At 54.4% G+C, this 11943-nt stretch carries 11 protein-coding genes; 4 read left to right on the forward strand and 7 right to left on the reverse strand.

The window, feature by feature from the left end; all coding sequences use genetic code 11:
• From ET34_RS23065 to ET34_RS23260, 7 genes are all read right to left on the reverse strand, one after another.
• The coding region (locus tag ET34_RS23065; RefSeq protein ID WP_461785625.1) for a T6SS effector phospholipase Tle3 domain-containing protein at nt 1–963 on the reverse strand (963 nt) is incomplete at its 3' end.
• Nucleotides 960–1649 (reverse strand): T6SS immunity protein Tli3 family protein, encoded by a 690-nt coding sequence (locus tag ET34_RS0119765; protein ID WP_031524939.1) that lies wholly within the window; start codon nt 1647–1649, stop codon nt 960–962. The genes ET34_RS23065 and ET34_RS0119765, both read right to left, overlap by 4 nt.
• 2 nt (nt 1650–1651) lie before the next feature.
• A complete protein-coding gene (locus tag ET34_RS0119770; RefSeq protein WP_031524941.1) occupies nt 1652–3769 on the reverse strand; it encodes a T6SS effector phospholipase Tle3 domain-containing protein in 2118 nt (705 codons plus the stop codon).
• Complete coding sequence (locus tag ET34_RS23100) at nt 3769–5667, reverse strand: DUF2345 domain-containing protein (RefSeq protein ID WP_269077684.1); 1899 nt, start codon at nt 5665–5667, stop codon at nt 3769–3771. Before ET34_RS23100 ends, ET34_RS0119770 begins: the two co-directional genes overlap by 1 nt.
• A complete protein-coding gene (locus ET34_RS23105; RefSeq protein WP_269077685.1) occupies nt 5589–6278 on the reverse strand; it encodes a contractile injection system protein, VgrG/Pvc8 family in 690 nt (229 codons plus the stop codon). Before ET34_RS23105 ends, ET34_RS23100 begins: the two co-directional genes overlap by 79 nt.
• A gap of 384 nt (nt 6279–6662) precedes the next feature.
• Nucleotides 6663–7946, reverse strand: a complete 1284-nt coding sequence (locus ET34_RS0119785; RefSeq protein WP_031524944.1) for a citrate synthase — start codon at nt 7944–7946, stop codon at nt 6663–6665.
• 210 nt (nt 7947–8156) lie between these two features.
• A complete protein-coding gene (locus ET34_RS23260; protein WP_461785629.1) occupies nt 8157–8312 on the reverse strand; it encodes a hypothetical protein in 156 nt (51 codons plus the stop codon).
• 281 nt (nt 8313–8593) lie between these two features.
• Between ET34_RS23260 and sdhC the strand changes: the two genes are divergently transcribed.
• From sdhC to ET34_RS0119805, 4 genes are read left to right on the forward strand one after another with little or no spacing between them, the layout of a single operon-like run.
• Complete coding sequence (gene sdhC, locus ET34_RS0119790) at nt 8594–8983, forward strand: succinate dehydrogenase cytochrome b556 subunit (RefSeq protein ID WP_031524946.1); 390 nt, start codon at nt 8594–8596, stop codon at nt 8981–8983.
• The gene (gene sdhD / locus ET34_RS0119795; protein ID WP_031524948.1) at nt 8977–9324 is read left to right on the forward strand and encodes a succinate dehydrogenase membrane anchor subunit; all 348 of its coding nucleotides are present in this window, start codon (nt 8977–8979) and stop codon (nt 9322–9324) included. The genes sdhC and sdhD overlap by 7 nt, the downstream gene beginning before the upstream one ends.
• Nucleotides 9324–11090, forward strand: a complete 1767-nt coding sequence (gene sdhA / locus ET34_RS0119800; protein WP_035891806.1) for a succinate dehydrogenase flavoprotein subunit — start codon at nt 9324–9326, stop codon at nt 11088–11090. Before sdhD ends, sdhA begins: the two co-directional genes overlap by 1 nt.
• 16 nt (nt 11091–11106) lie before the next feature.
• Nucleotides 11107–11823, forward strand: a complete 717-nt coding sequence (locus ET34_RS0119805; protein WP_031524952.1) for a succinate dehydrogenase iron-sulfur subunit — start codon at nt 11107–11109, stop codon at nt 11821–11823.
• Nucleotides 11824–11943: the final 120 nt, after the last annotated feature.

Here is an 11943-nt window from a genome sequence, read left to right on the forward strand (position 1 = left end):
GTAGGTGGCCGAGTGAGTGAGTTTGATGGTGTGGGCTTTTGCAGAATACGAAATGCAGGCGTCCGGGCTGTCCGGGTCGATATAGGCGGTGTAGGGCTTGTCGCTGGTTTTCGGGTCGTTATCGGGATGGTTAGCCTGCCCCTGAAGGGCAAAGATGAACGTCTCCGGCAGCGCTTCACCGTTCACGACAACACCCGAGCCGGAGGTGGGATAATCCGTATTCGCCATACCGCTGTAATCCGCATCGCCCGTTTTACGAGGAGGAAGCGTGAACTCGTCTTCTGTGGGGGCCAGACCCACCACACCGTGCTGATAAAAGCCCCGCTGGTATAAGTTAGGGATGTCCTTCGCAATAGTCCGGGGGATCCCCCGCCAGCCAAACCCCTGCACGTTCATCAGGGACACGACGCCATCATTCGGGCAGAAGTAGTTATAGACCTTGCCGTTGTTGTTACGGGCGCAGCGGGAATCCTGCCGCAACGGGTTATCGGAGGCTTTACGCAGCGTACAGGTGGCTTCCATTTCCTGCAGGGCCGCCTCATCCAGCACGCCGCCTGTGTACTGCGTTGCCATCAGGCGACAGAAATTTTTAAACGTCTGCTGTCGGGCTTCATCCGTCTGGTGATGGCCGGGCTGTAAATTTTCAGCGGTACGGGATTCGAGAGAATAGGGGGAGTGGTTCAGGATGACGCAGTTAACAGGGTCATAACCCGCCTGTTTCACCAGCATATTGGCGAGCATGGTGATAATCGTGCCCTGGCTGTGCGCTACCACGTTGATCACATCATTCCGGGTTTCCAGTGGCTGCCTAATCTGGATAATCAAATCTGCCAGGCGCTGGGCGGCAAAAAACTGATAGATACGGTGCGGGTTCTCAAAGATGGGGTGTGTGAAGTCTCCGCCGTTCGCATGCAGGGAAAGAAAACCGAGTCCGGTCAGCATTGAATAACGTCCCTGCATCATTTCCGCCCCGCATCCATGTCACAACGCATGTGATCCCAGCCGGTGTATCCCTTCACTTCTGGTACTTTGTCGGGCAGGTCCTGATAATTGGTATGATATTTCGCTGTATCGTTTACTAATGCCTCTTTTGTAATGTAATCCAGTCCCCATGCTGGCCCCGGAAACTGCGGCGTAATATCCCCTTTAATACCATCAGGCAGTTCGTAATGAATGCCCGGACCGCCAGGCAGAACGCGCGGGTCATCAAACGGTCTGGACGACATATACAGCCGGTGTTTCGTCTGCAAAAAACCCTGGTCGTTGACGACAGTGAAAGAAAGAATGTCATCATAAGGTGGTCGGTTATCACCATTAGGCTCATTTTCTCCGGGCGAATAATGCGCACCGGTCCAGGTTTTCCCGTAATCTTTTGAAACTGTAAATCCACCTCCCCACGAGGAAACTGCCATGTAGCGTTCAGAAGGATGAACAAATTTCTTTGTAAATATTCGGTAATACTGGCTCCATACCTGACTATGGATATCTTTTAGCGTGTCGACGTACCAGAGCTCTCCCTCGCAGTCCCAGCCCTTCAGTTCCAGATAACGGTGATCGTCAAAACGATAAACCACCTGCGTCGGCGGCTCCTTTGCCTGGCATCCGGCCGCTAACAGCAGCGCAGTCAGGGCTGAATACAATCCCTTCATATTTAATCTCCCTTCGCTAAGGCGGCATCACTTTTAGGCCTTGGCATATCCCATTGCAGGTTTTTTACTTCCTGGTTTCCGGTAGCCAGGTCGCGGGATGGTTTAACGGATGTGGCGTTGCTGAACTGGTTAACAACATCTTTGGGTAGTACTTCAACGGGCTTATTCATATACCGCTTTGTTTCGTCTAAAGGCAGCTTCCCTGACCGGTAATACTCCTTCGCATCAGGGTTCTTATTCAGCGGGTCACGCCAGTCAGCCCGGTGCAGCAGGTCTTCCCAGAATTTGCCCGCCCTGTAGTCGAACGCCCTGCACTGGCCGATAGCCAGGTCAAACGCCATCGCATGCGACGGGGCATACTCACTCATGACGATGGAAGAATGCTGGCTGTACCCCACCGGGTCTGACTTCATCCACTCCTTTTCCAGCTCCTCGCGCGAACGAAGCCAGGTCAGCGTGACGAACTGATAATCTTTCGAACCTGTCACAACACCCTTAATCACCGTCACTTTGCGGTCGTTGCTTTCCATTTCCAGTTCTTCAGGCGTCAGAATATGTCCGGGCCGCCAGCCGATACGCTGATAGCTGTTTACGGCATAGGTGGCCGAGTGAGTGAGTTTGATGGTGTGGGCTTTTGCAGAATACGAAATGCAGGCGTCCGGGCTGTCCGGGTCGATATAGGCGGTGTAGGGCTTGTCGCTGGTTTTCGGGTCGTTATCGGGATGGTTAGCCTGCCCCTGAAGGGCAAAGATGAACGTCTCCGGCAGCGCTTCACCGTTCACGACAACACCCGAGCCGGAGGTGGGATAATCCGTATTCGCCATACCGCTGTAATCCGCATCGCCCGTTTTACGCGGAGGAAGCGTGAACTCGTCTTCTGTGGGGGCCAGACCCACCACACCGTGCTGATAAAAGACCCGCTGGTATAAGTTAGGGATGTCCTTCGCAATAGTCCGGGGGATCCCCCGCCAGCCCAAGCCCTGCACGTTCATCAGGGACACGACGCCATCATTCGGGCAGAAGTAGTTATAGACCTTGCCGTTGTTGTTACGGGCGCAGCGGGCATCCTGCCGTAACGGGTTATCGGAGGCTTTACGCAGCGTACAGGTGGCTTCCATTTCCTGCAGGGCCGCCTCATCCAGCACGCCGCCTGTGTACTGCGTTGCCATCAGGCGACAGAAATTTTTAAACGTCTGCTGTCGGGCTTCATCCGTCTGGTGATGGCCGGGCTGTAAATTTTCAGCGGTACGGGATTCGAGAGAATAGGGGGAATGGTTCAGGATGACGCAGTTAACCGGAGCCTGCCCGGCCTGCTTGACCAGCATATTGGCGAGCATGGTGATAATCGTCCCCTGGCTGTGGGCCACCACGTTAATCACATCGTTTTTTGTCTCAGGTTCACGTCGAATCTGCAAAATCAAATCTGCCAGGCGCTGGGCGGCAAAAAACTGATAGATACGGTGCGGGTTATTAAAGATGGGGTGTGTGAAGTCTCCGCCGTTCGCATGCAGGGAAAGAAAACCGACGGCGCCCAGCGCGACGCCCCCGGCACCCGGCCCCAGCATATCGGGAATGGTGGTGGTGGCGTTGGCAAAGGTTCCGCCGCCTTTGGAAAAGTTCGTCTCCAGCACGTTACCAAAGTTATCGTTCTGGTACTTCAGCGTGCCTTGCCCGTCATTGCCCAGATCGGTTTTTTTACGGACGTTATCTTCCTGATACGCGTCGTAGGGCAGGTGGGCCGCATCATTTATCTTGCGGACTTCATCACGATAGCGTTTCTGGTCCGCCACATAATCTTCATGCGTGACCGGCTTATAGCCCCAGTAAAACGGGATCACAGGTGAACGACCCGGCCGGGTGATTCTGTACTCCCCCCATTCATGCGCGTAAAAATCCTGGCGGCCCAGGCGCTTACTCAGGCCCGCGAGAATGCCTTTTTCCTGATTCTGGTAGGCTTCACCCACGTCGTTTACCCCGTGCACCAGGATCACGATCCCCGGCATGGGGCGCGGTACGCCAACGCGACGAGTCTGAGCGACCACCCCCAGATCTTTATGTACCGGAATATCCCCCTCGGATATCACCCGTGGCGCATAGGGGCTTTTTTTAACGTCCGTCATCACAGTAACTCCATTTTCCAGGTATCCAGATCGTCGGCATCGAGTAACGATGAATGGCCGTTGCTGTCCGTAACACCTTCTACCACCTTTCCGGCCGAGCTGGTCAGCCTGAATTTTTTGTTCGCGAGAATTTGCTCCGGGTCGTCTCCCGCGTGCAACTGATAGCGGAGTTTGAATGCGCCCTGATTGAACGGCGGGACCGTTACCTGCGCGCTTTCAGGGCCGTCGTATTTCAGGTTCGGGGCTTTCAGCTCAATACCCGTCGGCGAGAAAATGGTGACCAGTCCGTTCGGACTGACACGTATCCCGCCACCGCCACAAGCCAGCTGTATGCCCTGTTTAGCGCTGCAGTTCATCTGCCCGGCGGTACTGGCTATCGAGAAATCATGCTGCGAAAGCATATGCATGGCACCGCGCTGGGCCTGCGTGGTGATATCTCCGGCTCCGGCAATCAGCTGAATGCCAAGTTTCCGGGCAAACAGCGAGAGTTTTTCCCCCACCGCCAACGAGAACTTTTTCACCACGTTCACGCTGGTATCCTGGCCCGCCGTTACAATCACATCCTTGCCGGCAGAAAGTTGCAGGCTCGCCGGGGTAACGTGCGCTGTTCCTTTTTCGGCATACGCCAGAAGACCCGGCCCGGTCAGATTGCGCAGCGCCTGGTTCAACTGGTTCTGCTGGTCGGTATCGACATTACCGGCTCCGGCCGTTGCCGCGCTTTGTTGCAACGTCATCGCCAGCGACAACGCTTTTTCCAGCTGCACAATGGCGGCCGTCATATCCAGCTGCTTACCCTGCGCCCGCGGCTGGGCTTCTGTCGTGATGAGCACCCCTTTGGCGGCACGCAGTGCCATCCAGTCATCGGTGCGGGCCTCTACCCCTTCGCCACGCTTTCCACCTTTGGCGTCTACCAGGTGGCCGAGGCTAAGCTGTCCCTTGCCGTACTCCGTCGAAATCTTGATATGTTCCTTACCGCGACGATCTTCCAGGCGAATCTTGTTAAATGAAGCTGTGCGGATGACATTGCGGGTGTCATTGCGGTGGTTGACCAAATCCGGATGGCTACCGTCATGCAACACGTGGGCGATAAAAGGCCGATCGGGATCGCCACCTTCAAAGGCTACAGCCACATCCGTTCCTTCCAGCAACGGGAAGTGAAAACCAAAAACATCTCCGCCGTATGGCCGGCCCAGACGCATCAGCGCACTGTCAAAACCGTCGCGCTTTTCATCAAGATCAAAATCAAATTTCACGCGGTAGCGGCCTTTCGCATCCAGCCCGGCATAGGTTTTATTGCTCCCGATGGCCACCACTCTGGCGGGCACCGTTCCGGCGATCGCCGGCCGCGGCAGATATTCCGGACGGTAGCTGTAACCGTTCAGATAGGGGATTCCCCTGAGAACAGCACTGTAATGCTGTGCGCGACTGCCGGAGAGCGTCATCGTGGTGACGAGAACCCCTGAGGTAAATCCGTCAGGAATGTTCCCTGTCGGGTGAAACATCACGCCAGGCAGCAGGGCTGGATCGTTGGTGGTTACCCCCAGCACACTCTGTTTATTCAGCAGGCGTTCATAACGCAGGCGGGCGTAGAACGTGGCGGTTTCCGCCTCTGTCCCATAAAAATCACCGGCGGAGAGATAAGGATCGGCGTAGTGGTACTGTTTCCCGCGGGTTATTCCGTCGGGAATATCATTGCTGGTGATGGTTTTATCTGCCTGGTGAGAAAGCGGGTCGCGGTAGTTATAGGTGCGGACCAGCACATTTTCAGGAATAAGCTGGTACTGTTCTTCGGGTTCGGTAATGTACTCTTCATGGCTGGTCATACCGGAATAACGGACGTATGGCAGCGGTTTATTGCAGAAGACGTAACGACGTTCCCCGTCACCGAAAATAACCACCGTTTCACCGGCACTTTTTCGTGATTTTCAAAACGGAACCAGATCCCTACCTCAGCCAACAGGCGGCTTATGAACTGAAGATCGGTTTCTTTCCACTGAATAATCATTTCCCGTTCGGGATAGCTGTGGTTCAACTGGTCAAAATCGATATTGTAACCATCGAAATGCCCGCTCTTTTTCATCAACGTTGTGACAAGTTCAGGTACGGTCACATCCATATACACGGCAGAACGGTAATTCCGATCCAGTAGCGCCAGCTCGTGCTCCAGCACGCACTCATACAGCGCGTGATCGGGGGAAGATTTCAGGCGGGAAAACGACGTGATCACGCCGTTTATCTGACGCACCGACAGCCAGGGTTGCTGATTGTGCCAGCCGGCTTTTGGGTTAGGGGCACGCAGAATAAACTCCGCCATCTGGTTAAGAACGTCCCGGACGGCGATATTCTGATTCGGACTGGTAAAGCGGATGGTGTAGCGGTAAGGCTTGCTGAGTTCTTCTTTCCCGGTAAAAGAGTGAACATCCGCTGAAACTTTTTTACTGTGTGGGAAATTCAGTAAATAACGATTCAGGGTATCCTGCTGTTGAACCCTGTCTGGTTGTCCTGCCATCGTCAAATATCCTTTTGATAGCGCAATGAAACGCTCAAAAAAATAATACGCCCGCAGTCTGGAAATGAAAATAGTGCTTCATGACGCAAAAATAAACGCTTACAAAATATTATCTGCTCGTTTATTTGTTTATTGGTAAATAATTCATAAAATGTAATTCATCAAATAAAGTAATTCACTGCCTTAATATATAACCCCCATTATCCAGGACTCTCCGCAAATAAAATCCGCACCTGTATTGGATGCCGCTTTGCTGTTATACCGGAATGGAATGCATTACCTGTTCGCGTAGCCTGAAGATGTTATGGGTGTGGAAACCCGCCGTAATTTCCGGCCATAAAAAAACGCGCCCGCAGGCGCGTTTTTCATTGCTCACGCAGACAATCATTTTTTCAGATTGCTGGTGAACTCACGTTTTTCGTAACCGGTGTAGAGCTGACGCGGACGGGCGATCTTGATGCCGTCGTCGTGCATCTCGTTCCAGTGCGCAATCCAGCCGACGGTACGGGCCATCGCGAAGATCACGGTAAACATGGAGGACGGAATACCCATCGCTTTCAGAATAATGCCAGAGTAGAAATCGACGTTCGGGTAAAGCTGACGCTCGATGAAGTACGGGTCGTTGAGCGCGATATGCTCAAGCTCCATCGCCACCTGCAGCAGTTCATCTTTGGTACCCAGCTCTTTCAGCACTTCATGACAGGTTTCACGCATCACAGTGGCGCGCGGGTCATAGTTTTTGTAAACACGGTGACCAAAGCCCATCAGGCGGAAGGAGTCGTTTTTGTCCTTCGCACGCTTCACGAATTCCGGAATATGCTCAACGGTGCTGATCTCTTCCAGCATCTTCAGTGCCGCTTCGTTAGCGCCGCCGTGTGCCGGTCCCCACAGGGAGGCAATGCCCGCAGCGATACAGGCGAACGGGTTAGCGCCGGAGGAGCCTGCGGTACGTACGGTGGAGGTGGAGGCGTTCTGCTCGTGGTCAGCGTGCAGGATCAGGATGCGATCCATTGCGCGTTCCAGCACCGGGTTCACCACGTACTCTTCGCACGGGGTGGAGAACATCATATTCAGGAAGTTACCGGAGTAGGAGAGGTCGTTACGCGGATAGACAAACGGCTGGCCGATTGAATACTTGTAACACATCGCCGCTACTGTCGGCATTTTGGAAAGCAGGCGGAAAGCGGCAATTTCACGGTGACGCGGATTATTCACATCCAGCGAGTCGTGGTAGAACGCCGCCAGCGCGCCGGTCACGCCGCATAGCACTGCCATCGGATGGGAATCGCGACGGAAGCCGTTGAACAGACGGGTGATCTGCTCGTGGATCATGGTGTGGCGGGTTACCGTGGTAACAAAGTCGTCGTACTCTTCCTGGGTCGGTTTTTCACCGTAAAGCAGGATATAGCACACTTCCAGATAGGTGGAGTTGGTCGCGAGTTCATCGATGGGAAAACCGCGGTGGAGCAGGATACCTTCGTCACCGTCGATAAAGGTGATTTTGGATTCGCACGATGCGGTTGAGGTGAAGCCGGGGTCGAAAGTGAACACACCTTTTGAACCAAGACTGCGAACATCAATAACATCCTGACCGAGCGTGCCTTTTAGCACATTCAGTTCGATAGCATCATCACCGTTATACGTGATCTTTGCTTTAACATCAGCCATTTACGGTCTCCTTAGCGCCTTATTACCTTAAGACTGCTGGCGACCAGATTTGCATTTCAGTCCGTGGACTTACGTTACCAGTTTGTTATTTGGCTCGCTGCTCTGCGGTAGAGGAGGACATCAGGGTACAGAGCGATGGGCGCGTGCAGGAAACGTGCGTATTACGGCGAATTCACGGCAAATCAGGACGTTAGCAATCCGTATTATTCGTTAATCTCTATCACTAATACCGGGCCAGGTCACTGCGGTCAATACCGACACACTGTTACATAACTTATTCTCAGGTGAAAGCACGACCCCATAACTTTTACGAATTATATGCCTTTTCGGCTGATTTTTGTAACAATAATGTTTAACATTTGTCAAATCAGATGATTAAATTTTAAAATTATGTTGTTATCGTGATCCTGGTCACTGTTCAGAGCAAAAGACACCAAACAATTTGTAGGTGAATTGTAATGATATTGTGAACGGCCTATACTGCCGCCAGGTCTCCGGAAACCCCTGCATCAGGAGCCACCCAGCGTAGTAACCCGTCGTTTTAACATCTGGAAGCAGTTGTTTTTGCATGACGCAGAGTTATAGAAAAGTGACGCTGTCTGACCCGGTTAGCAGACCCGGAGGTAGGAAACAATAAGAACAGCAATGTGGGCATAACCGTGAAAAAACAAAGACCTGTTAATCTGGATCTGACAACGATCCGGTTTCCTGTAACGGCTATAGCATCCATCCTCCACCGCGTGTCCGGCGTGATCACCTTTGTGGCGGTCGGTATTCTGCTCTGGTTGCTGGGGCTGTCGCTCTCTTCACCCGAAGGTTTTCTGGCCGCGTCCTCCATCATGGACAGCTTCTTCGTCAAATTCATTATGTGGGGCATTCTCACCGCACTGGCGTATCACGTCGTCGGCGGCGTACGTCACATGCTGATGGATTTTGGCTATCTGGAAGAGACCTTCGCGTCAGGTAAACGCTCCGCTAACCTTTCCTTCGTTATCACCGTCGTGCTTTCGCTTCTCGCAGGAGTCCTCGTATGGTAAGCAACGCTTCCGCACTGGGTCGCAATGGCGTTCATGATTTTATTCTGGTACGCGCCACCGCCATTGTTATCACCCTGTATATCGTCTATCTGATCGGTTTCTTCGCTCTGAACGGCGAGCTGACCTACGAGATCTGGAGCGGCTTCTTCGCTTCCGCCTTCACCAAAGTATTCACCCTGCTGACGCTGTTCTCGGTGTTGATTCATGCCTGGATTGGCATGTGGCAGGTGTTTACCGACTACGTTAAACACGTTGCGCTGCGCCTGTTCCTGCAACTGGCGGTGGTTCTGGCGTTGCTGGTTTACGTTATTTATGGATTCGTTGTGGTGTGGGGTGTGTGATGAATTTGCCAGTCAGAGAGTTTGATGCTGTTGTTATAGGCGCAGGCGGCGCAGGTATGCGCGCGGCGTTACAGATTTCCCAGAGCGGCCAGACCTGTGCGCTGCTCTCCAAAGTGTTTCCTACCCGTTCTCACACCGTGTCCGCGCAGGGCGGTATCACCGTTGCCCTCGGCAATACCCATGAAGATAACTGGGAATGGCACATGTACGATACCGTTAAGGGTTCCGACTACATCGGTGACCAGGACGCTATCGAATACATGTGTAAAACCGGACCGGAAGCGATCCTTGAGCTTGAGCACATGGGTCTGCCGTTCTCTCGTCTTGATGACGGTAAAATTTATCAGCGTCCGTTCGGCGGCCAGTCGAAAAACTTCGGCGGCGAGCAGGCAGCGCGCACCGCAGCCGCTGCTGACCGTACCGGTCACGCCCTGCTGCACACCCTTTATCAGCAGAACCTGAAAAACAAGACCACTATCTTCTCGGAGTGGTACGCGCTCGATCTGGTAAAAAACCAGGACGGTGCGGTGGTGGGTTGTACTGCGCTGTGCATCGAAACCGGTGAAGTGGTTTACTTCAAAGCCCGCGCGACCGTGCTGGCAACCGGCGGGGCAGGCCGTATCTACCAGTCTACCACTAACGCCCACATCAACACCGGCGACGGCGTTGGCATGGCGCTGCGCGCAGGCGTGCCGGTGCAGGATATGGAGATGTGGCAGTTCCACCCGACCGGCATCGCCGGGGCTGGCGTCCTGGTGACCGAAGGCTGCCGTGGTGAAGGCGGCTATCTGCTGAACAAACACGGTGAACGCTTCATGGAGCGTTATGCTCCAAATGCCAAAGACCTGGCGGGTCGTGACGTGGTGGCGCGTTCCATCATGATCGAAATCCGCGAAGGCCGCGGCTGCGACGGCCCGTGGGGGCCGCACGCGAAACTGAAACTCGATCATCTTGGCAAAGACGTGCTCGAATCCCGTCTGCCGGGCATCCTCGAACTCTCCCGTACCTTTGCCCACGTTGACCCGGTGAAAGAGCCGATTCCTGTTATTCCGACCTGCCACTACATGATGGGCGGCATTCCGACCAAAGTGACCGGCCAGGCGCTGACCGTAAACGAGCAGGGCGAAGACGTGGTGATCCCGGGTCTGTTTGCCGTCGGCGAAATCGCCTGCGTATCGGTACACGGCGCGAACCGCCTCGGCGGCAACTCGCTACTCGACCTGGTGGTGTTTGGCCGCGCAGCCGGTCTGCATCTGCAGGAGTCCATCGCCGAGCAGGGTCCGCTGCGCGATGCCAGCGAATCAGACATTGAAGCCTCGCTGGCGCGCCTCAACCGCTGGAACAACAACCGCGACGGCGAAGATCCGGTGGAGATCCGTAAAGCGCTACAGGAGTGCATGCAGCATAACTTCTCGGTATTCCGCGAAGGCGATGCGATGGCCAAAGGGCTTGAGCAGCTGAAGGCCATCCGTGAGCGCCTGAAAAACGCCCGTCTGGATGACACCTCCAGCGAGTTCAATACCCAGCGCGTCGAGTGCCTGGAGCTGGATAACCTGATGGAAACCGCGTTTGCCACGGCGGTCTCTGCGAACTTTCGTACTGAAAGCCGCGGGGCGCACAGTCGTTTCGATTATCCGGATCGCGATGATGAAAACTGGCTGTGCCACTCCCTGTATCTGCCGCAAAGCGAATCCATGACGCGCCGTGAGGTGAACATGGAGCCGAAACTGCGTCCGGCATTCCCGCCGAAAGTGCGTACTTACTAATTGCGGAGAGACGGTGATGAAACTCGAATTCTCAATCTATCGCTATAACCCGGACGTCGATGACGCGCCGCGGATGCAGGAATACACCCTTGAGCAGGAAGAGGGGCGCGACATGATGCTGCTCGATGCCCTGATGCTGCTCAAAGAGAAAGACCCGAGCCTCTCCTTCCGCCGCTCCTGCCGCGAAGGGGTATGTGGTTCCGACGGTCTGAACATGAACGGTAAGAATGGCCTCGCCTGCATTACCCCGGTTTCCGCGCTCGGGGCCGGCAAGCAGAAAATTGTTATCCGCCCGCTGCCTGGATTGCCGGTTATCCGCGATCTGGTGGTGGACATGGGGCAATTCTATGCCCAATATGAGAAGATTAAGCCTTACTTATTGAATAATTGGCAAAATCCACCGGCGAGAGAGCATCTGCAATCTCCCGATCAGCGTGAAAAGCTGGATGGTCTGTACGAGTGCATTCTGTGCGCCTGCTGCTCGACCTCCTGCCCGTCATTCTGGTGGAACCCTGACAAGTTCGTTGGCCCGGCGGGCCTGCTGGCCGCGTATCGCTTCCTGATCGACAGCCGCGATACCGAAACCGACAGCCGCCTCGACGGCATAAGTGACGCTTTCAGCGTATTCCGCTGCCATAGCATCATGAACTGCGTCAGTGTGTGTCCGAAAGGGCTGAACCCGACGCGCGCCATCGGCCACATCAAATCGATGTTGTTGCAGCGCAGCGCGTAAGTAAGTGTTGTGGTAGTGGCGGGTGCGCTTACGCTTACCCGCCCTACAAAAAATGCCCCCCTCCCTGAGGGGAGAGGGAAAAGCAGGAAACCTTTAAAAACCGCTACACAGTAGTACCAG

It is taken from the genome of Siccibacter colletis, from assembly GCF_000696575.1.
Classification (GTDB): Bacteria; Pseudomonadota; Gammaproteobacteria; order Enterobacterales; family Enterobacteriaceae; genus Siccibacter; species Siccibacter colletis.